This window comes from Streptomyces sp. RKAG293 (assembly GCF_023701745.1).
GTDB lineage: Bacteria > Actinomycetota > Actinomycetes > Streptomycetales > Streptomycetaceae > Actinacidiphila.
In genome coordinates, this window is the sequence record NZ_JAJOZB010000001.1 from 636,942 (window position 1) to 656,805 (window position 19,864).

19 protein-coding genes are annotated in these 19,864 nt (G+C 70.9%); 8 read left to right on the forward strand and 11 right to left on the reverse strand.

Annotated elements, in window-relative coordinates; genetic code table 11:
* Positions 1 to 26: 26 nt before the first annotated feature.
* The 4 genes from LNW72_RS02710 to LNW72_RS02725 all read left to right on the forward strand — a co-directional run bounded on the left by LNW72_RS02710 (position 27) and on the right by LNW72_RS02725 (position 3,955).
* A complete protein-coding gene (locus LNW72_RS02710; RefSeq protein WP_250973825.1) occupies positions 27 to 773 on the forward strand; it encodes a helix-turn-helix domain-containing protein in 747 nt (248 codons plus the stop codon).
* 69 nt (positions 774 to 842) lie between these two features.
* Positions 843 to 1,541: a TetR/AcrR family transcriptional regulator gene (locus LNW72_RS02715; protein WP_250973826.1), complete on the forward strand. Its 699-nt coding sequence runs from the start codon at positions 843 to 845 to the stop codon at positions 1,539 to 1,541.
* A 52-nt stretch (positions 1,542 to 1,593) separates the two neighbouring features.
* The gene (locus tag LNW72_RS02720) at positions 1,594 to 2,745 is read left to right on the forward strand and encodes an NAD(P)/FAD-dependent oxidoreductase (RefSeq protein ID WP_250973827.1); all 1,152 of its coding nucleotides are present in this window, start codon (positions 1,594 to 1,596) and stop codon (positions 2,743 to 2,745) included.
* A gap of 316 nt (positions 2,746 to 3,061) precedes the next feature.
* A complete protein-coding gene (locus tag LNW72_RS02725) occupies positions 3,062 to 3,955 on the forward strand; it encodes a helix-turn-helix transcriptional regulator (protein ID WP_250973828.1) in 894 nt (297 codons plus the stop codon).
* A gap of 80 nt (positions 3,956 to 4,035) precedes the next feature.
* On the opposite strand, the gene LNW72_RS02730 is transcribed toward LNW72_RS02725, so the two are convergent.
* From LNW72_RS02730 to LNW72_RS02780, 11 genes are all read right to left on the reverse strand, one after another.
* The gene (locus tag LNW72_RS02730) at positions 4,036 to 4,503 is read right to left on the reverse strand and encodes an NUDIX hydrolase (protein ID WP_250973829.1); all 468 of its coding nucleotides are present in this window, start codon (positions 4,501 to 4,503) and stop codon (positions 4,036 to 4,038) included.
* Between the two features lie 26 nt (positions 4,504 to 4,529).
* Positions 4,530 to 5,801, reverse strand: a complete 1,272-nt coding sequence (locus LNW72_RS02735) for an MAB_1171c family putative transporter (protein ID WP_250973830.1) — start codon at positions 5,799 to 5,801, stop codon at positions 4,530 to 4,532.
* Positions 5,794 to 6,375, reverse strand: coding sequence for a hypothetical protein (locus LNW72_RS02740; protein WP_250973831.1), 582 nt, complete (start codon positions 6,373 to 6,375; stop codon positions 5,794 to 5,796). Before LNW72_RS02740 ends, LNW72_RS02735 begins: the two co-directional genes overlap by 8 nt.
* 174 nt (positions 6,376 to 6,549) lie before the next feature.
* Positions 6,550 to 7,161 (reverse strand): TetR/AcrR family transcriptional regulator, encoded by a 612-nt coding sequence (locus tag LNW72_RS02745; protein ID WP_250973832.1) that lies wholly within the window; start codon positions 7,159 to 7,161, stop codon positions 6,550 to 6,552.
* A 129-nt stretch (positions 7,162 to 7,290) separates the two neighbouring features.
* On the reverse strand, positions 7,291 to 8,151 hold the full coding sequence (locus tag LNW72_RS02750) for a 3-hydroxybutyryl-CoA dehydrogenase (protein ID WP_250973833.1): 861 nt from the start codon (positions 8,149 to 8,151) through the stop codon (positions 7,291 to 7,293).
* A gap of 121 nt (positions 8,152 to 8,272) precedes the next feature.
* Complete coding sequence (locus tag LNW72_RS02755) at positions 8,273 to 9,448, reverse strand: acyl-CoA dehydrogenase family protein (RefSeq protein WP_250973834.1); 1,176 nt, start codon at positions 9,446 to 9,448, stop codon at positions 8,273 to 8,275.
* A gap of 99 nt (positions 9,449 to 9,547) precedes the next feature.
* Positions 9,548 to 10,720 (reverse strand): acyl-CoA dehydrogenase family protein, encoded by a 1,173-nt coding sequence (locus tag LNW72_RS02760; protein WP_250973835.1) that lies wholly within the window; start codon positions 10,718 to 10,720, stop codon positions 9,548 to 9,550.
* Between the two features lie 112 nt (positions 10,721 to 10,832).
* Positions 10,833 to 12,893 (reverse strand): acetate--CoA ligase, encoded by a 2,061-nt coding sequence (locus tag LNW72_RS02765; RefSeq protein ID WP_250973836.1) that lies wholly within the window; start codon positions 12,891 to 12,893, stop codon positions 10,833 to 10,835.
* 2 nt (positions 12,894 to 12,895) lie between these two features.
* Positions 12,896 to 13,087: a ferredoxin gene (locus LNW72_RS02770; RefSeq protein ID WP_164292460.1), complete on the reverse strand. Its 192-nt coding sequence runs from the start codon at positions 13,085 to 13,087 to the stop codon at positions 12,896 to 12,898.
* 135 nt (positions 13,088 to 13,222) lie between these two features.
* Positions 13,223 to 14,368 (reverse strand): NADH-ubiquinone oxidoreductase-F iron-sulfur binding region domain-containing protein, encoded by a 1,146-nt coding sequence (locus tag LNW72_RS02775; protein WP_250979998.1) that lies wholly within the window; start codon positions 14,366 to 14,368, stop codon positions 13,223 to 13,225.
* An 82-nt stretch (positions 14,369 to 14,450) separates the two neighbouring features.
* Positions 14,451 to 14,930 (reverse strand): hypothetical protein, encoded by a 480-nt coding sequence (locus LNW72_RS02780; RefSeq protein ID WP_250973837.1) that lies wholly within the window; start codon positions 14,928 to 14,930, stop codon positions 14,451 to 14,453.
* 623 nt (positions 14,931 to 15,553) lie between these two features.
* On the opposite strand from LNW72_RS02780, the gene LNW72_RS02785 reads away from it, so the two are divergent.
* The 4 genes from LNW72_RS02785 to LNW72_RS02800 all read left to right on the forward strand — a co-directional run bounded on the left by LNW72_RS02785 (position 15,554) and on the right by LNW72_RS02800 (position 19,862).
* Positions 15,554 to 16,726, forward strand: a complete 1,173-nt coding sequence (locus LNW72_RS02785; protein ID WP_250973838.1) for an aromatic ring-hydroxylating dioxygenase subunit alpha — start codon at positions 15,554 to 15,556, stop codon at positions 16,724 to 16,726.
* 211 nt (positions 16,727 to 16,937) lie between these two features.
* Complete coding sequence (locus tag LNW72_RS02790) at positions 16,938 to 18,074, forward strand: spermidine/putrescine ABC transporter substrate-binding protein (RefSeq protein ID WP_250973839.1); 1,137 nt, start codon at positions 16,938 to 16,940, stop codon at positions 18,072 to 18,074.
* Between the two features lies 1 nt (position 18,075).
* Complete coding sequence (locus LNW72_RS02795) at positions 18,076 to 18,972, forward strand: ABC transporter permease (protein WP_250973840.1); 897 nt, start codon at positions 18,076 to 18,078, stop codon at positions 18,970 to 18,972.
* A complete protein-coding gene (locus tag LNW72_RS02800; RefSeq protein ID WP_250973841.1) occupies positions 18,969 to 19,862 on the forward strand; it encodes an ABC transporter permease in 894 nt (297 codons plus the stop codon). Before LNW72_RS02795 ends, LNW72_RS02800 begins: the two co-directional genes overlap by 4 nt.
* The last annotated feature ends 2 nt before the right edge of the window (positions 19,863 to 19,864 follow it).

Below are 19,864 nucleotides of genomic sequence, written 5' to 3' on the forward strand. Positions count from 1 at the left end.
GCGCGCTTCCGATAAAGTGTCAACCTATGACGGATATCCGCCACACGCCCGAGGCGCCCACCCGTACCCGGACGCTGGCTCCCGGACAGCGCATCGACGCGCACCGTCACGACGACCACCAGATCATCTATGCGGGCTCGGGAGTCCTGGCCGTCACCACCGACGCCGGCACCTGGTTCGCCCCCGGCACCCGGGCCATCTGGGTTCCCGCCGGATGCGTCCACGCGCACCGCGCCCACGGCCACCTCGCCCTGCATCTGCTGGGCCTGCCCGCCGGGACCAACCCCCTCGGCCTCGACGCCCCCACCGTCCTCGCGGTCGGCCCGCTGCTGCGCGAACTGATCCTCGCCTACACCCGGGACCCGGACGACGACCGTCCCGAGCGGTCGCGCCTGCGTGCGGTCCTCCTTGACCAACTGCGCTCGTCACCGCAGGAACCCGTCCACCTGCCCACCCCCACCGACCCGCGCCTGGCGACCATCTGCGACCTGCTGCACCACGACCCCGCGGACCCCCGCACTCTGGCCGCCCTGGCGCCCGTAGCGGGAGCCGGCGAGCGCACCCTCAGCCGCCTGTTCCGACGCGAACTGGGCATGACGTTCCCGCAGTGGCGCACCCAGCTACGCCTTTATCACGCCCTGCGCATGCTGGCCGACGACGTGCCGGTGACCACCGTCGCCCACCGGTGCGGCTGGTCATCCGCCAGCGCCTTCATCGACGTCTTCGGCCGCTCCTTCGGCTACACCCCGGGCACCCACAACCGCCGTCCCTGACATCCGTTCGGGACCCGGCCGACGTGGGGCGAACTTGTTCGTAACGAACATGTTCGTTACCTTGGTGAGGTGACCCCGCGAACCCCCGCACCCCGCAGCCGCCGCGAGCGGCCCGCCAAGCCCGCCCTCACCTACGAAGGCATCGTCGGGACCGCGGTCCGCCTGATGGAAGCCGAAGGGCTGCAGCGCGTCACGATGCGACGTCTTGCCCAGGAGCTCGACACCGGCCCCGCCTCGCTCTACGTGTACGTGGCCAACACGGCCGAGCTGCACGCGGCGATCCTGGACGAACTGCTCGGCTCCGTCGACCTCTCGCCCGCCGCCGGTGAAGGCGGTGGCGACTGGCGCGACCGACTGACGCAGGTGCTGACCGCCTACACCCGCGTGCTCCTCGAGAACTCCGCGCTGGCCCACTCCGCCCTGGTCGCCCGGCCGTCAGGAACGAACTACCTGGCCCTGGTCGAGGCCGTCCTCACCTTGTTGCACGAAGGCCGGGTGCCCGGCCCGCAGGCCGCCTGGGGAGTGGACGTGCTGCTCCAGACAGCCACCGCCACCGCCGCCGAGCACTCCACCCGCGCCCATGCCGTCGACAGTGCGGACGAACACAACGCCCTCGTCACCGCACTGCGCGGAGCCTCCCCCGGCACGCACCCGCGCATTGCCGCACTTGCCGACGACCTCGTCTCGGGGACTCCGGAACAGCGCCTCACCTGGATCTTCCACTCCGTCATCAACGGCACCCTCAGCACTGAGCGGTCCGCGCCCTGACCCGCCCGCTCCTTCGACCTCACCCCTCCCCCGAAGAGAATCGAGCCCGATCATGAGCACCCCTCCCCACCACCCCATCGCCGTCATCGGCGCCGGCCTCGGCGGCCTCACCCTCGCCCGCGTCCTGCACATCCACGGCATCGAAACGGCCGTCTTCGACCTCGAGGCCTCCTCCCGGACCCGCGCCCAAGGCGGCATGCTCGACCTCCACGAGGAGACCGGGCAGGCCGCACTGCACGCCGCGCGACTGCACGACGCGTTCCTCGCCAAGGTCCACCGGGGCGGCGAGGCCACCCGCGTCTTCGACAAGAACGCCGGCCTGCTCCGTGACGAGGCCGACGACGGCACCAACAGCCGGCCCGAGATCGACCGCGGCGACCTGCGCGACCTGCTGCTCGGCTCCCTGCCGGCGGGCACCGTCCACTGGGGCGCGAAGGTCGCCTCGACCCGCTCCCTGGGCGACGGGCGGCACGAGGTCACCCTCGCCGACGGAACCCTGTTCACCACCGGTCTTCTCATCGGCGCCGACGGCGCCTGGTCCCGCACCCGTCACCTGCTCTCCGACGCGACCCCCGCGTACACCGGGATCTCCTTCGTCGAGCTCGACCTCCTGGACGCCGACGCCCGCCACCCCGGGGCCGCGCAACTGATCGGCGGCGGCATGTTCTTCGCGCTGGGCGACGACAAGGGCTTCCTCGGCCACCGGGAGACCGACGGCAGCCTGCACATCTACACCGCGCTGCGGGCCGCCGAGGACTGGCTGTCGACCATCGACTTCACCGACACGGCCGCCGCCAAAGCAGCCGTGCTGGAACACTTCGCCGACTGGGCGCCCGAGTTGCGGCGGCTGGTCGCCGACGCGGACGGCTCACTGACCCCCCGGCTGATCCACGCCCTGCCCATCGGCCACCGCTGGAAGCGGGTACCGGGAGTGACCCTGCTCGGCGACGCGGCGCACCTGATGTCACCGTTCGCCGGCGAAGGAGCCAACCTCGCCATGATCGACGGCGCGGATCTGGGGCGCTGCCTGGCCGCGCATCCGGACGACGTCGAGACGGCACTCGCCGCCTACGAGGAGATCCTCTTCCCCCGCGGCGAGGAGACCGCTCAGCAGTCCGCGGAAGGCCTGGACGTCATCTTCAACGACCGCGCCCCGCAGCCGCTGGTGGACATGTTCGCCTCTTTCGACGCCCGGACGGCATGAGCGCCATCGGTTGCGCCGCCCCGCGGAACCCGGGCCCGGCGATGATGGGGCGGCCTCGGTGCCGGGCGTGGGGTAGGACACCCACCTGGTGACGACCCCCGTACGTCACCAGGTGGGTAGCTTATGTGTGCTGTGCCGTGCTGTGCCGTGCCGTGGACGCGGCCCCGTTCAGGGCGGGCGGCACCACGCCGGCGAGTCCCGGCCGAGAGGTCGCCCCCTCGCTCAGTTCGTCGAATCGAAGTTATCTTGATTCAATGAACGGATCAAGTGGTTAAGGTTTTCCCACTACGACAACCAGCAGCCGGAGAGCAGCTGAATGCCTTCTCGTCACTTCGACGGCCGCCGCGTCCGCGCGGTGCGCCGCGCTGCCGATCTGACCCAGAGCCAGGTCGCGAAGGCCCTCGGCATAGCCGACCCGACCGTGGCCAGTTGGGAGACCGAACAGTCCTGCCCGGACGGGGACAGGCTGCCGGCGCTGGCCACCGCCCTCGGGGCGGATCTGGACGAGCTGTTCCCCCGTGAGGAGCTGCCCGATCTCGCCGACCTGCGGTGCGATGCCGGCTACTCCCAGTACCAGACCAAGGACATCCTGGGGACGAAGAGCGCCGGGCCCGTCGCCAACGCCGAACGGGGCGTACGCCGCCTCCAGCCGGCCTTCGCCGAGGCCCTGGCCGCCGCGTACGCGGTGAGCGTCCAGGAGCTGCTGGCGGCACAGGAACGGTCCTTCGGCAACGACGCTCCCCTCCCCCAGCAGCCTTCGGACGAACGCCGCCGCGACCCGCGCACCCTGTCCGAGAAGATCAGCTTCATGGTCGAGCACACGTATCAGGGCGGGCAGACACCGCCCACCGATGCGGAGATCGCCGAGATCATCAACGCACAGGCCGGCAGCGTGGTGGCCTCGGACCGCAGCGTGCACGATCTGCGCACCGGCGCCCGCGCGGACGCGTCACCGCAGATCCTGGACGGCCTCGCCGCGGCCTATCACGCTCCGCCGCAGTTCTTCCGGCCCGACGACGAAGCCGTGCGCGAGCTCGCCGCGAACCTGGAGCTGATCGCCTCTTTCCGGTGCGGCGAGGTCGGCAGCATGGCGACCCGCGGTGGCGGGGGCGCCCTGAACACCCGGCTGGTGTCGTTCCTCAACGATCTGCTGGACGACATCGAGGACGGCAAACTGCCGGGAGCGGGCACCGACACGGATCTGGACTGATCCAACGGGCCCGCCACGGACGAGGGGTGGTGACACGGATCCCCCCCGTGGCACCACCCCGTACAGGATCCGGTGACCGGTCAGACACTGACCTCCAGGTACGCCACGCCGCCCTCGGCGCGGGCGCGCAGGGCACTCCGCAGGAGGCCGAGCAGGTGCGGCGGGGCGACCGCCGGATCGATGTCGTCCGTGGGGAAGAAGGCGTGCTCGCTGAGTTCGCTCTCCTGGACGGTGATCGCCGCCTGCTGTTCGGGGCTGAGCTCGCCGCCGTCGAAGACGAACAGCACCTGCTCGCCGCGGCCGGGGACGGTGATCCAGGCGGTGGCGAGCAGCGGCCCGACCTCCACGTCGATGCCGAGTTCCTCCCGGCCCTCCCGTACCGCGGCGGTCGCCGGGGTCTCGCCCTGCTCGACGTGCCCGCCGGGCAGGTTCCAGAACGGCTTGTAGGTCGGGTTCACGAACAGGGCGTGCCCGTGTTCGTTGAAGCACAGCAGACCCGCGGACACGGTGGGGCGGGCGTTGTTGTCGGTCATGTCGGTGCTGTTCACGCTTTCTCTGACGGTCGGTAGGTCGGCTAGACGGTCACGTCGGTCCGGAGGAGGGTCCGGGCGGTTTCGGGGACGGTCCGGCCGTAGGCCGCCTGGGTCCGCACGAACCGCTCCACCTGGATGTCGAAGTCGTCGTCGGCGGGAGGCACGTCGACCGGGGCGCTGTGGGCCGCAGTACCGGCCGCCATGGCTGCCAGCGCGCTCTTGATCCAGTAGGCGTCGGCGACGGCGCGGGCCTCGTCCTCGGTGTGCCCCTGGCCGTCGGCGAGCGCCTTGGCCCGCGTGTACAGACCCGGTGACGCGTAGTGGCTCAAGGTGCGCTGCACGTCGCTGATCTCCGTGATGTAGCGCTCCAGCAGCTGGTAGGGCGGCGGGGAGAGCCTCATGAGGTCACGGGCCCGGTTCAGGGGCGCCGCGAAGCGGTGGCCCGGCAGCAGGTTGCTGGGTGCGCGGAGAATGACCGAGGGGACGGCCAGGGCAAGTTCGCGCCACAGCGGGTAGAGCGCGTTCAGCGTCCGCTTCGCCCTCCTGCGGTCGATGACGGCCTGGGTGGCCGGGGCGATCGCGCCCAGGGCCCACAGCAGGAACACCAGGTACAGCACGGAGTCCGTCACGTTCTCCTGGAGGTCGACGAAGCTCATGGAGACCGTGCGGACCGTGATGAACGCGCAGTAGGCGGTGCGCAGGAAGGCGTACAGCACGGCCAGCGCCATCGCGACGGCCATCATCGTCAGGCCGATCCTGAGCGTCCAGCGCTGTGCCCGGCGGGCGGAACCGCCCCACTGATAGGCGCAGACCGCGGCTGCCACGGCCGTGTAGAGGTAGAACAGCCCCATGTAGAGCGCCAGTCCCACCTCGCCGGCATGGCGGGCCATGAAGTACGGGCTATCGGTGCGCGTGCGGTCCAGGACGAGGAAGAACACCGCGGCCATGACCAGCACGGTTGCTATGGAAGCCCTGGTGGCGATGCGGTGCACGGCGGCGGTGATGCGCACGCGTCGCAGGACGGCGCCGTCGGACGCGGCGACGTCGCCGTCGACCGCGGTGACGTATCGGAGCAGCACGCAGATGCCGGCGATCGTGATGGTGTGCTTGAGCAGGGTCGCGAGGTCGACGACACCCAGCTCGTCGATGACGGCCCTGCCCAGGCCGGTGCGCAGCAGCCAGGCGACGGCGAGCGCCGCGAACGCGCCCCACAGCGACCGTTCCCGGGACTGCCCGCGCAGTGCGGCCGGTACCCGCCACACTGCTTGGAAGAGCAGCAGAGCGATGATTGCGTAAGCGATGACGTCAGTCATGAGGCAGCACCTTCTTGCGGCGCGGACCCGCGATGGGCCGCGACAGGCTTTCGTCGAGATTTCGCAGGGTCACATCACCGGTGATCCGGGCGTGCCGGGTCTCGTGATGCAGCAGATCGGCGAGCGTTTCGGCCCGGGCCTCGGCGTGTGTGGCATAGCCGCTGCGGGCCATGACCTGACCGGTGGACAGCAGCCTGTCGAGCATTTCCGGGGGCATCCCGGGGAAGAGCAGCGCGAGTTGTTCCCGCTCCGCGCCGGAGCCGTCCTCGCACCACAGATGACAGAGCTCATGGAAGATGATCTTTTTTCGGTGGAACTTCGTCGTCCCCTGGACGTGCAGAATCAGGTCCAGCGGACGCTGACGGTGCTTCACCCACAGGCCGCAGGCCCCGGTCTGGCCCGGCACATCGGCGGGCAACTCGACCAGGCGGATCTCGCGGCCACGCTCCGCCTCGATGTTCTTGATGAACCCGGCCACGGTGAAGGGATCCGGCACCGGCATCTCCCGCAGGATGCGCCGGCATTCCCGGCGCAGCGCGCCCGGCGCCATGGGATCGCGGCGATGCCACCGCATGGCTGCTCCTCCTCGCATGTGCCGTGGGCAGGAGTGGTCGGGTCCTGTCGGCGGGCACGCTCAGATCGCAGCGGCCGTGGGGTTCGCCTGTTCGAGCCGTAACGGTACGCCACCCCACGGACACCCCACGCACCGGCCGCCCTTGCGGCGACCGGGGGAGGCGACCCGTCGCGTTCAGACCTTCGGGAAGGCCGGTGAGATCCCCAGCGCGGCGGCGATCGCTCGCCAGACCGCCTCCAGCGCGCTGTCGGAGGTGACCTTCGGATCGCCGAGCATGAGGCGGATGCCGTAGCCGTCGCACAGGGCGAGGATGTGGGTGCTGAGCGCGGCGACGTCGGTGTCGGTGAACTCGCCCGCCTCGATTCCCCGGTTCACCGCGCCGGAGACCCACTCCTGGAGCTGGTCGTACAGGTCGACGGCGAACCGCTGCGTCTCGTCGTCGCGCAGCGCCCGTACCCACAGTTCCTGCCAGAGGCGCCAGTCCTGGCGCAACTCGGGGTCCATGGGGAGCAGACTCCGTACGATGCGGGCCAGGATGACCGACGGCGCCACCGAGTCCGCGTCACGCTCGAGGTCCACGGTGGTGTTGGCGAACGAATGGGTCATCGCCTCGGTGAAGAGCTTGTCTCGGGTCTTGTAGTGGTAGTGCAACAGCGCGGTCGACACCCCTGCCCGTTCCGCCACCATCCACATCCGGATCTTTTCGAACCCGGTCTCGGCGATCACCTGGCAGGCGGCGGACAGGATCCGCTCGCGGGTCTCCGTCGTGCGCCCGTTCGTGGCCACGGTTGTGCTCCCCAGTTGTCGTCGGCGCGGTGACCCGGCCATCCTCTCCCATGATCTGCGCCACCGGGACCGTGGGCGCGCCTCACGGACCTGGTGCCGCGGCCCCGGTGCCCGGAAACCCGGGCCCGGTCAGGCGTAGGTGTGGAACCCGCGTCCCGTCTTGCGCCCGAGCAGTCCCGCCTCGACCATCCGGGACAGCAGCGGCGGCGGTGAGTACAGGGGCTCCTTGAACTCCGCGTACATCGATTCGGCGATGGCGCGGGTGGTGTCCAGGCCGATCAGGTCGGTGAGTGCGAGCGGGCCGAGCGGGTGGGCACAGCCCAGGACCATCCCCCGGTCGATGTCCTCGATCGAGGCGGTGCCGGACTCGACCATGCGCACGGCGGCGAGCAGGTACGGAACGAGGAGCGCGTTGACCACGAAGCCGGCCCGGTCCTGGGCGCGCACGATCTCCTTGCCGAGGATGTCGCGTGCGAAGCTCTCCGCCCGCTGGACGGTCGTTGCGGAGGTGAGGAGCGAGGGCACGAGTTCCACCAGCCGCAGCACCGGGACCGGATTGAAGAAGTGCACGCCGACCACCTGCTCGGGCCGGGAGGTGGCGGCCGCCAGCCGGATCACCGGGATGGAGGAGGTGTTGGTGGCCAGGATCGCGTCCGGCCTGGTGACCACGGCGTCGAGCCGGGTGAACACCGCGACCTTCGTCCGCTCGTCCTCGGCGACCGCCTCGACGACCAGGTCACGGTCGTGCAGCACATCGAGATCCGCGACGACCGTGATCCGTGCCAGTGCGGCGTCCCGGTCGGCGGCGTCGAGCTTGCCGTGCGCCGCGGCGCGCTCCAGGGACCGCGCGATCCGGTCCCGGCCGGCCTGCGCCGCCGCCGCGCCCGTCTCCGCGACCACCACATCGATCCCGGCCCGCGCGCAGACCTCGGCGATGCCGGAGCCCATGAGTCCGCACCCTACGATGCCCACCCGTGCGATGTCGGCCATCGGTTCTCCTTCATGGTGTGTCGGGGTGTGGTGTGCCGATGGGCCGGGAGCGGTCCCCGTACAGGACCGCTCCCGGGCGCTACGCGGCGTTACGCCGAACCGGGTCGGCTCCCGGCAGACGTCAGAGCGTCGCGGGAAGGTCCAGGACTCCGGTACCGCGCTTGATGAGCTCGTTGGCGATGATGAGCCGCTGGATCTCGGAGGTGCCCTCCCAGATCCGGTCCACCCGCACCTCGCGGTACATGCGCTCCACCGGGTACGACCGGTCGTAGCCGCGGCCACCGAAGATCTGCAGGCACCGGTCGATGACCCGGCCCGACGCCTCGCTCGCCGAGAGCTTGGCGATGGCCGCCTTGGCGTGCAGGCTCTTCCGGTTCTCCTCCGTCGATCCGGTGACCTCCCAGGCCACCTGGTGGGTGTAGGCCCGGTTGACGGCGATGTCCACGGCGCTGTCGGCCAGCATCCCCTGGATCAGCTGGAAATCGGCGATCCGGGACCCGAACTGCTCACGGCCCAGCGCCCACTCCCGGGCCAGCTCCAGCCCGCGCTCGGCGGCGCCGATGGTGCGGGCGGCGATCATCAGCCGCTCCTCCGTGAACCAGGAGCGGGTGATGTCGTAGCCCTCGCCGATACCACCGAGGACGGCGTCCTCGCCCACCTCGACATCGGTGAAGGTGAACTCGGGGTGCTCGTACACGAAGGTGTGCATGAAGCGGGGCACCCGTGTCATCTCGATGCCGGGCGTGTCCTTGTCGACGAGGAAGAGGGTGGGGGCGCGGTCGGGCCCCGCCGCCGCCAGCACGATCATGAAGTCGGCGTGGTCCCCGACGGTGACGAACCACTTCTCACCGTTGAGCACCCAGCCCGACGCGGTCCTGGTGGCCGTGGTGGCCAGGTTCTGCGGATCGGACCCGGCGTTGGGCTCGGTGACCGCGTAGCAGTCCCGGCGCTGCCCCTTGATGACCGGGATCAGGTACCGCTCGCGCTGCTCCGGTGTGCAGAAGCGCAGCGCGTTGGCCGGGCGCCAGACCATGTCCCACAGCGCTCCGGTGAGCCGGCCCAGCTCCTCCTGGACGGTGGCCTGCTCGGCGATGGTGAGTCCGGCACCGCCCCATTCGATGGGCATGTTGATCGCCTGGAGGCCGGAGTCGAGAACGGCGTCGCGCACGGCGGCATGGGCCTGGGGCGAAAGGCCGTTGTCCGTCTCGCAGTCGGTCTCGTACCGGGTGATGAACTCCGTGAGGGAGCGCGCGGCGGTCTTGAGCTGTATCTGACGTTCGGTGAGCCGGAAGTCCATGGGGTTCCTCGCGAGGGTGATGAGCCGGTGGTGATGGGCCGGTGGTGATGAGCCGGTGAAGGTGAGCCGGTGGTGTGCGGTGGACGGTGACGGCCGGGGTCAGGGCGTGGGCAGGGCCAGGAATCCGGTGCCGCGCTTGATGAGTTCGTTGGCGATGATGAGCCGCTGGATCTCGGAGGTGCCCTCCCAGATGCGGTCCACCCGGACCTCGCGGTACATGCGTTCCACCGGATAGGAGCGGTCGTAGCCGCGGCCGCCGAAGATCTGCAGGCACCGGTCGATGACCCGGCCCGCGGCCTCGCTCGCCGAGAGTTTGGCGGTGGCCGCCTTGGCGTGCAGGATCTTGCGGTCGGTGTGCGGCTGATCGGCCTCCCACGCCACCTGGTGGGTGTAGGCGCGGTTGACCGCGATGTCCACGGCGCAGTCGGCCAGCATCCCCTGGATCAGCTGGAAATCGGCGATGCGGGACCCGAACTGCTCACGGCCCAAAGCCCACTCCCGGGCCAGCTCCAACGCGCGCTGTGCGGCGCCGACCGTCCGGGCCGCGATCATCAGCCGCTCGTCGGTGAACCACTCCTTGGTGAGGTCGTAACCCCCGCCGACGCCGCCGAGCACGTCCTCGTCACCGACGTACACATCGGTGAACGTGAACTCGGGGTGCCCGTTCACCGCGCTGTGCATGAACTGCGGGACCCGCGTCATCGTCACTCCGGGCGCGGCCTTGTCGACGAAGAACAGCGTGGGCGCGCGCTCGGGGCCGGCGTCCGCCTGGACCAGCAGGAAGTCGGCGATGTCGCCGCAGGTGACGAACCACTTCTCACCGTTGAGCAGCCAGCCGCCCTCGGTGCGGGTGGCGGTGCTGGTCCCCGAGGACGGGTCGGATCCCGCACCGGGCTCGGTCACCGCGAAGGCGTCGAACCGCTCCGCGCGGATGACCGGCAGCAGGTACTTCTCCCGCTGGCGCTCGTCGCCGTGGGCCAGGACGTTCGCGGGGCGCCAGGGGATGTCCCACAGGCAGTTGGTCACCTTGCCGAACTCCTCCTCGACGATGACCTGGTCGAGCAGGCTCAGCCCGGCTCCGCCCCACTCGGCGGGCATGTTGATGGCGTAGACCCCGGCGTCCATGGCCGCACGGGTCAACTCGGCGATCGTCTCCTTCGGCAGGGGGCCGCCGGCCGTCTCCGACTGATCCTCGTAGCCCATCAGGAGCCGGGCGTATGCGGCGGCGCGCTCTTTGAGGTCGGCCTGTTCGGTGGTGTAGCGCATATCCATGAGGGCCTCTTCGGGGGCTTGAGGGATGGCTTGGACGGGGGTGCGGATCAGGTGGGCCGGCGGGGCCCTGGTTGCGGGCGACGGATTGCGGGCGACGGGCTGCGAGCGTTCGTCAGGCGAGGACGGCTCGGGAGTCCAGGGCGAGCACGCCGTCGGGGCGCACCAGCAGCGGGTTGATCTCCAGTTCGGCGATCTCGGGGTGGGCGGCGGCGAAGGCCGTGATCCGTTCGATGGCTTCGGCCGCGGCGGACACGTCCACGGCCGGCCTGCCGCGTACACCGTCGAGCAGGGAGGCCGTGCGGAGACTTCGCAGGAGTGTCCGGGCACGCTCGGCGGAGACGGGGGCGAGGGCGAAGGCGACGTCCCGCAGCGCTTCGGCGAGGACGCCGCCGAGGCCCACCATGGCGACCGGCCCGAAGCGGGGGTCATGGTTGACGCCCACGATGAGCTCGATGCCGTCCGACAGATCGGCCATGGCCTCCACCGAGTACGCGGGCGCACCGAGCCGGGTGTGCATGTCGCGGAACGCGGCGAGCAGGGCGTCAGGGTCGGAGAGGTTCAGTGCGACGCCACCGGCGTCCGATTTGTGCAGCAGGTGCAGGGCTTTGAGGACGTAGGGGCCGCCGATCGCGTCGGCGGCGGCGAGCAACTGCTCCTCGTCGCGCACCTCGCGCACCGCCGGGAAGGGAATCCCCGCGGCCTCCAGGGCACGGCGGGTCGCCAGGTAGCCCGTCTCGCGCAGCGGTTCGGCGGCCGGCGGCAGCGGAAGGATGCCCGACGACGCCGGGTGTGGCGGCGCGGTGAGGGCGGCCAGCGCGCGGGCGGCGTCCTCGGTCGCGCCGAAGACGGCGATGCCCGCCGACGCCAGGGTCCGGCAGCTGGACGACCGGGGGTACATCGACTGGACGACCAGTGGTGTGGCGACCGTGCGCTGATGGTCCGCGATCGCCCGCGCCGCCGCCGTCTCGCCGGCCGCCAGGGCCGTCCCGCCCGCCCCGAGACCGTTGTCGCCGGCCGCGTAGCCGCCGAAGTACCCGGTCAGCAGTACGGCGTCGGTCTCCTCGGCGTCCAGCAGCGCGGCCACCGCGGCGGCGTACGACGCGGGGTTCTGCTCGCCCATGCCGGCCAGGTCGACCGGGTTCACCACCGACGACTGCTCCCACAGCGCGGCCCGCAGACCGTCCTGGGTGGCCCGGCCGAGTTCGGGCACCGTCAGCCCTGACGCTTCCACGGCGTCGGCGGCGATGACTCCGTGGCCGCCGCCGTCGGTGACGATCGCGACCCGGTGGCACCGGGACCGCCGACCGCTGTCCAGGGCGGCCAGCACGACGGTCAGCTCGCGCGGTGTGGCGACCAGTTCGATGCCGGCGTCACGGCAGGCCGCGGTGACCACATCCGAGGATGTCGTCAGTGCTCCGGTGTGCGACTGGGCGCTGCGGGCCGAGGCGTCGCCGCGGCCACCGGTCAGCAGGACGACCGGTTTCCCGGCCGCGGCGGCCGCTTCGGCGAAGGCGCGGCCGTCCGCGAAGTCCTCCGCGTAGACGGCGATGGCCCGGGTGCCTTCGTGCAGGGCGCAGTCGGCGAGGAGGTCGACGAGGGTGACGTCGGCCTGGTTGCCCAGGGACACGAACCGGGAGAAGCCCAGATCGTGCGCCCCGAAGCGGAGTTGGAGCTCCAGGGCGAGGTTGCCGCTCTGGCTCAGCAGCGCCACCCCGCCGGGGGTGAAGTGGTCGGAGGCGAGATGGAGGTCCGTGGTGTTGTCCGCGATGCCGAGGCAGTTGGGTCCGACCATGACCGCCCCGGCCGCGCGCACCTGCTCGGCGATGGCCCGCTGGCGCTCACGTCCGGCCGGTCCGGTCTCGGCGAAGCCCGCGGTGATGGCCACGATCGAGCGGGCTCCGCAGGCCAGCGCCTCGTCAACGGCCGCTTCGAAGCCTGCGGCCGGGACGGAGATCACCACCAGGTCGACGGGTTCGCCGATCGCGGTGAGGCTGGTGGCCGCGGTCCGGCCCAGGACCGTTCCTCCGCGCCGGTTGACCAGGTGCACGGGACGACGGTGCGGGGCGCGCACCGCTTGGGCCGCTATGGCGTGGCCGTACTTGGCCGGGTCGTCACTGGCTCCGACGATGGCCACCGACATGGGGTCGAACAGGGCCGACAGGTCACGTCCCATGGTCACTTCACCAGTCGCAGCGCGGCGTTGGGGCAGGAGGTGACCGCTTCGGCGGCCTCTTCGGCGGCAGCGCCGGGGACGGCCGCGGCGATCAGGTGCGCGTAGCCCCACTCGTCGATCCCGACCAGTTCCGGGGCCCGTTCATGGCACAGGCCGTAGCCCTGGCAGAGCGTGGAGTCCAGCTGGAGTTTCATGGGTGCTCCTCAAGAAATCGGGACGGCCCGGGTGGGGTCGGATGGTTTCGGGTGGGGTCGGATGGTTCGGGTGTAGTCGGTTGGTTTCGGGCGGAGTCGGTTGGTTTCGGGCGGCGTTGAGGCGGCGGGGCCCGCTCAGGGGGCGGCGACCGTCAGGCGGTTCCCGCCGTCGGGCGGAGCGGCGGCGCAGTCCGGGCAGGGTGCGTCCAGATGCGACCGGACCAGGTGCGGGAAGTGCCGCAGCAGGGTCCCAGCGGTGCGTGCCGCGGCGTCGAGCAGACCGCACGCGCCGCGGCCGGGCAGGCCGGCCGACCAGCGCAGCAGGTTGTCGGTGTCCTGGGCGGACGCCGTTCCGCTCGCGACTGCGGCCAGGGCACCGGCGAGGGCCTGCGTGCCGGAGACGCAGACGCCGCACTGCCGGGCGCTCTGCGCGGCGAGGAAACCGGCGGCGTCCGCCGCCGCCCCGACCGGGCAGTCCTGCGGGAACAGGAACCGGATCGCCCCGCAGCCGAGCGCTGTGCCCGCTGCCGCGAGTTCGTCGTGGTCCAGCCGCAGGTCCTGCCAGCCGTCGCCGTACAGCCCGCCGAACAGGCCGCCCATGAGCAGCGCCGTGGCCCCGTCGGAGGTGTGGGCGTCGGCCAGTGTCCGCAGGGTGGTGCCTCTCGGCGCCTCGACCAGTACGGCTTCGGTCCGCCCGCCGGAGAGGGTCACCAGGTAGGAGTCGGCCGCGGCAGCGGTGCCCGGGCCGGCGGCCAGCAGAGCGAGCCGGGCCAGGGTCTCCACGTTGGCCACCAGCGTCGGCGCGCCGCCGACACCTCGTTCGAACGGGCGCGGGGGCTTCGCGGTGGGCAGTGCGGGGCCGCCGTCGATGCGGCGCACCACGGCCGTCTCCTCGCCCGCGACGTAGGTGTGCTCGGTCACGACGACCTCGACGGGAGTGTCCGGCGGCCGCTCGGCCAGAGCCCGTCGGACGCTCTCGGCGGAAGCGGCGTCGGAGAGGTAGACATAACCGCGCTCGGCTCCGGTCACGGACGCGGCATGGCGCAGTCCGTCGAGGACGAGGTGCGGGCGGGAGCGCAGCAGCCAGCGGTCCTTCGCCGAGCCGGGCTCGCCCTCCTCGCCGTTGGCCACCACGACCGCGGGGAGCGGCGCGTCACGCACCGCCCGGAGTTTGTCGGCGGTGGGGAATCCCGCCCCGCCCCGTCCGCGCAGTCCACGCGAGGCGACGCGGTCGAGCAGCCGACGGGGGTCGGGGGCGGGCGGGTAGCCGCCGGTCGCCAGGTAGGCGCTGAGGTCCTCTCCCCGGGCGGCTGCGCGGTGAGCAGGCGGCGCCGGCCCGGGGGCATGAGGGAACGGATCTCGGTCATGCGGCGCCTTCGTTCGGGGTGCGGTTCCTGAGGCGCCGCAACGCCTCTTCGAGTGCCTGCCGCTGGGTGGCGGTGCGTTCGTACCCGGGCCCGGGCAGGCCGATGAGCATCCGGTGGTGGTCGAGTACGACATCGCCGGCGGTCAGCGCGGCCTCGGGGTCGCCGTGGGCCGGCGCGTCCGCGGCGTCGACCACCAGGGCGGTGACCTCGGCGAGGTAGCGGAGCCAGCTGTGCCGGCTGCCGCGCAGGATCAGCTGCTCCACCCGCTGCCGTTCGGCGTCGGCCAGGGCGGACGGTGTGCCGGCGGGTGTGCGGGAACCGTGCGGACGGGAGCCGTGTGTGCCGGACCCGGGTGCGCCTGACCCGGGTGCGCCTGACCCGTTGGTGCGGAAGCGCAGGGCTGCCACCACGGTGGGCAGTTCCCGCTCGGGCTCGGGGGTGAGGCCGAGCCAGACCAGATTCCGACGACAGCTCATGCGTGCCTCCGGGTACGAAGGGCCGTCTCGGCGGGACCGAGGCGGGCGGATGGTTCGGGTGGTCGGTTCGCGGTGGTTGGTCCGCGGTGGTCGGTTCGCAGTGGATGGTTCGCGGTGGATGCGACAGGGTGCGGTGCGTACCGGTGGCGGTGGCCCCGGTGGGGGCTGCTGCTCGCCGAGGCGCAGAGGCCTTGAGTGCCGTGGCCTTTGATGCCGTGGCCGTGGGTGCCGTGGCCCTGGACGCCGCGCCCTCGGGTGGCTGCGGCCTCGGGTGGCTGTGGCCTTGAGTTGATCGGTCCGGGATGCCGGCATCTCCCGGGGCATCCGGCCGGTGTGTTCGCGGGGGCACCGGCCGGATGCCGGTCCGGGGGCCGGTACCGGCCCCGTACGCACCGGACGGTCACAACGAGACCGGTACGGGATACGGGGTCGTCGGCGGTCCGACAGCGCAGAGACTAACTAACTAGTTAGCCAGTCCGCAATGCTTGACATCGCCGGGGTTTGGATTCAGTCTGACTGACCAGTTAGTCAGTGTGGTTACGGCCCGGCCGATCCCATGCCGGCCGTCACCCCTGCGCAGCCTCACCACCCATCGCCGCCACGGCGGCGTGGAGGAGGATCCGATGCAGCCCCCAACCACCCAGGTGCCCGTCGCCGACGGCGCTCCGGGCACCGCAGAGAACTCACCCGGGGAAGCACTCCCCGCGCGTTATTACACCGACCCGGCCATCGCCACGGCCGAGACCGAACTCGTCTTCGCCAAGTCCTGGCAGCTGGTCTGCCACGAGACCGACCTTCCCGGTCCGGGCGCCCGCCTCGCCGCCACCGTGGCCGGCCGGAGCGTACTGGTGGTCCGCACCGAGGACGGCGGCCTGGCCGCACACCTCAATGTCTGCCGGCACCGCGGCACCCAGCTGGTCAGCGCCCCGGAACCGTCCGGGAAGGCCATCCGCTGCCCGTACCACGGCTGGACCTACCGGCTGGACGGATCCCTGGTCGGCGCCCCCGAGGCCCGGCAGATCCCGTGCCTGGACAAGCCGCGTCTGGGCCTGCATTCTGTCCGCGTCGAGTCCTTCCTCGGCTTCGTGTTCGCCAACCTCGACCACGGCGCGGTGCCGCTCGCGGAACAGTGCGCCGGCCTGGCCGAGGCCATCGGGCACTACACCGGGCCGGATCTCGTACCGGTCGGCCGCGGCCGCATCCACGACATCGCCGGAGCGGAGGTGCAGAAGGCCAACTGGAAGGTGGTCGTCGACAACTATCTGGAGGGCTACCACGTGCCCGTCGCCCATCCGGGACTGATGCGCCTGCTCGACTACCAGGGGTACACCGTCGACACCACGGAGTCGTTCGCATTGTTCGAGTCCCCGCTCCGCGACAAGCCCTCCTCGAACTGGGCCGAGCGCCTCTACCAGCGGGTCGCCGCCCCCATGCCCGGCCTGGCCGAGGCGGACCGGCGGGTATGGCGCTATGTGGTGATCTATCCGAACACCCTGATCGACCTCTACCCCGACCATGTGATCGCCTGGACCGCCCTGCCCACCGCGCAGGACCGGACGGCGCTGCCGGGCGCCTTCTACACCCGGCGCGGCACGAGTGCCCGCACCCGGCTCGCCAGGCGGCTGAACATCCACATCGGCTGGATCACCAACGACGAGGACGCCGAACTGGTCGCCCGCGTCCAGGCAGGACTCGGCACACCGGGATACGAACCCGGACCGCTGTCGCGCCGCGAGGCCGCCGTGGGCTGGTTCGCCCGCCGGTTCCGCGACGACATCGAGGGGAAGCGGCCGTGAGCGGGGCCCCGGCCCGGCGCCGGAAGTCACCGCGCCCCGACGGCCCGCTTCCGTCCCGCGCGGCCTTACCGGGCACCCGCTGACATCGCCGGACCCGGCGCTGCACGCACTTCCCCAGACCGGCTTTCCTTACCGCGGAGACAGGGCCTCCGTGACCCTCATGCCGGTCCAGCCCTGGAGCTGTGCCGTTCCACTACGGAGAGGACGATCCGTGTCCCCCGAGGTACCTCCACCATCACGACGCTCCCTGCTCCGCGCGGCCGCCTTCGGCGCCCTCGGCGCCGCGGGTGCCGCCGCACTGGGCGGCTGCGGGTTCGCGCCTGTCAAGATCTCCGACGACCAGGCCGGTGCGCCGATCGATGTGCGCGTCGACGGCGACCTCGTCTACTTCAACTGGGCCGACTACGTGGACCCGGCCGTCTTCGACGGGTTCCGCAAGGAGTACGGCGTCAAGATCATCCAGTCGAACTTCGACTCGATGGAAGGCATGGTCGCCAAACTCAACGCCGGCAACCAATACGACATCATCTTCCCCACCGCCAAGTGGGCCCAACGGCTGGCCAGGGGCGGCAAACTGCGCCGGATCGACCACTCCAGGCTCGCCCACAGCGAGTCCGTCCTCGGCAAGCACGCCTACTTCGCCGACCCCTGGTACGACCCGGGATCCGCGCACACGGTGCCGTTCACCGTCTACAAGACCGGCATCGGCTGGCGGCGCGACCAGATCGGTGACCTCACCGGCTCCTGGGACGACCTGTGGAACAGAAAGGCCAAGGGCAGGACGTTTCTGCTCGACGACCGTGACGAGGTCCTCGGCATGTCGGCCCTCAAGCTCGGCCTGGGCATCACCACCAGCGACACCGGTGACCTGGACCGCATCACGTCGCTGCTCAAGACACTGCGCCCGAGTCTGCGCGGCTTCTCCAGCGACAGCTACAACAACCTGCTCAACGGCAACGCGGCGATATCGCAGGCCTGGAGCGGGGACATGGCCGCGATGCTCAACCAGGCCAAGGACCCCACCGTGTTCGGCTTCCAGGCCCCCAGGGAGGGCACGCCGATCAACTCCGACTGCTACGCCATCCCCTCCAACGCCCGCCACCCCGGGACCGCGATGCTCTTCATCGACTACATGCTCCGCCCGGAGAACGTCAAGAAGAACATCGAGTACATCGGCTACCCCATGCCGGTGGCCGGCACCGAGGACGTCTACGCCGCGCTCGTCAAACCCTTCCCCGAGTGCATCGTCACCGACGAGGACCTCACGGCGGACCTGTTCTTCCGCAACGGCACCCGTGCGCAGGAAGACGCGCGGGACACCGCCTGGACCCATGTGAAGGCCGGCTGACATGCTGCGACTCAAGCGCGCACGGCGCCCACTCCCCGGCCCCTCCGCCTCCGGCGCCCGGCTGTGGGCCTGGCTCATGGTCCCCGGCACCCTGTGGATGACCGGCTTCCTGATCGCCTCCCTGCTCCTGGTGGCCACCCTCGCCGTGGGCACCACCGACGACCTCGGCAACCCCCGGTTCGGCTTCGACCTCAGCAGCATCCGGGCGCTGGCCGACCCCGCCTACGCGGACGTCATGCTGCGCTCCCTCGGCTACGCCCTGCTGACCTGCGTCATCTGTCTGCTGGTGGCCTATCCGGTGGCGTACACGATCGCCCTGCACGGCGGACGGTTCAAGAACGCGCTGATCTCGGCGATCGTCGTGCCGTTCTTCGCCAACTACCTGGTGCGCATGTACGGCTGGTCGGTGGTGCTCTCCGACGACGGGCCCGTCCTGTCCACCCTGCGCAAGCTGGGTCTGGCCGACTCCGGGACGAAAATCCTCAACACCGGCTTCGGCGTGGTGGCCGGACTGGTCTACGGATTCGTGGTCTTCATGATCATTCCGCTGTACGCGGCCCTGGAACGCATGGACGTCTCCCTCATCGAGGCGGGCCGTGACCTGTACGGCGGCCCGGTCCGCACGTTCTTCCACGTCACGCTCCCGGCGACCCGCCAGGGCGCGGCGGCCGGCCTGGTCCTGGTCTTCCTTCCGGCCATGGGCGACTTCGTCAGCGCCCAACTCCTGGGAGGACCGGACCAGATCATGATCGGCAATCTCATCCAGGACAAGTTCTTCCAGGGCCAGAACTGGCCGCTGGGCTCGGCTCTCACCATGATGCTGATGCTGGTGCTGCTGATCGGCATGCTCGGCTACCTGCGGCGCACCCGCAAGGACGAGGCGGAGGCCCGCCAATGACCGTAGACAGTCCCTCCACCGCCACCCGGCCGTCCCCGGCCCTGCCTCCACCGGCCCGCCGCCCGCGGGCCCGGCGGCACGGCGCCGAGCGCAAACCCCGCTTCGCCATCGCGGTCACGGCGCTGTTCTTCGCGCTGCTCTACCTGCCCATCGTCGTGGTGGTGCTGTACTCGTTCAACTCCAAGAAGTCGCTGACCGTCTTCGGCGGTTTCAGCCTGCGCTGGTACCGCGCCTTCCTCCACGACGACGTGCTGCTCGGCTCGCTCGGCGCCAGCCTGAAGATCTCGCTGGTGGCCATGGCCGGATCCATCGTGCTCGGTGGGGCGCTGGCCCTCGGGCTGGTCCGCTGCCGCAGCCGCCTGGGCTCCCTGGCCGGCCTGGTCCTGCTGGTCCCGCTGATCACCCCGGAGATCGTCACCGGGGTGGCGTCGATGCTGCTGTTCAAGGGGCTGGGCATCACCCTGTCCACCGGCACGGTGATGATCTCCGAGATCACCTTCTCCATCTCCTATGTGACCGTGATCCTGCGCTCACGCGTCGCCGCCCTCAACCCGGAGGTGGAGGAAGCCGCGATGGACCTGGGCGCCACCCGGTGGCAGGCGCTGCGGCTGGTGACCCTGCCGGCGCTGCTGCCCGCGGTCCTGGCCTGCGCGGTGCTCATCTTCGCGCTGGTCTTCGACGACTTCGTCCTCGCCTACTTCACCACCGGCGTCGATCCCCAGCCGGTGTCCGTACGGATCTACTCGGCCATCCGCTTCGGGGTACAGCCCACCATCAACGCCCTGGGCACACTGATGCTCGCCGGATCCATCGGGCTGATCGCGCTGGCCCTGGCCATTCCCCGCCTGTTCGGCCGTCGCGGCGGCCTCGATCTCCTCTCAGGGAAGTGACA

Coding starts and splice junctions, on each gene's coding strand:
- LNW72_RS02710 (WP_250973825.1), top strand. CDS start 27: ATGACGGATATCCGCCACACGCCCGAGGCGCCCACCCGTACCCGGACG.
- LNW72_RS02720 (WP_250973827.1), top strand. CDS start 1,594: ATGAGCACCCCTCCCCACCACCCCATCGCCGTCATCGGCGCCGGCCTC.
- LNW72_RS02725 (WP_250973828.1), top strand. CDS start 3,062: ATGCCTTCTCGTCACTTCGACGGCCGCCGCGTCCGCGCGGTGCGCCGC.
- LNW72_RS02735 (WP_250973830.1), bottom strand. CDS start 5,801: ATGACTGACGTCATCGCTTACGCAATCATCGCTCTGCTGCTCTTCCAA.
- LNW72_RS02740 (WP_250973831.1), bottom strand. CDS start 6,375: ATGCGGTGGCATCGCCGCGATCCCATGGCGCCGGGCGCGCTGCGCCGG.
- LNW72_RS02750 (WP_250973833.1), bottom strand. CDS start 8,151: ATGGCCGACATCGCACGGGTGGGCATCGTAGGGTGCGGACTCATGGGC.
- LNW72_RS02755 (WP_250973834.1), bottom strand. CDS start 9,448: ATGGACTTCCGGCTCACCGAACGTCAGATACAGCTCAAGACCGCCGCG.
- LNW72_RS02760 (WP_250973835.1), bottom strand. CDS start 10,720: ATGGATATGCGCTACACCACCGAACAGGCCGACCTCAAAGAGCGCGCC.
- LNW72_RS02765 (WP_250973836.1), bottom strand. CDS start 12,893: ATGGGACGTGACCTGTCGGCCCTGTTCGACCCCATGTCGGTGGCCATC.
- LNW72_RS02770 (WP_164292460.1), bottom strand. CDS start 13,087: ATGAAACTCCAGCTGGACTCCACGCTCTGCCAGGGCTACGGCCTGTGC.
- LNW72_RS02780 (WP_250973837.1), bottom strand. CDS start 14,930: ATGAGCTGTCGTCGGAATCTGGTCTGGCTCGGCCTCACCCCCGAGCCC.
- LNW72_RS02785 (WP_250973838.1), top strand. CDS start 15,554: ATGCAGCCCCCAACCACCCAGGTGCCCGTCGCCGACGGCGCTCCGGGC.
- LNW72_RS02795 (WP_250973840.1), top strand. CDS start 18,076: ATGCTGCGACTCAAGCGCGCACGGCGCCCACTCCCCGGCCCCTCCGCC.
- LNW72_RS02800 (WP_250973841.1), top strand. CDS start 18,969: ATGACCGTAGACAGTCCCTCCACCGCCACCCGGCCGTCCCCGGCCCTG.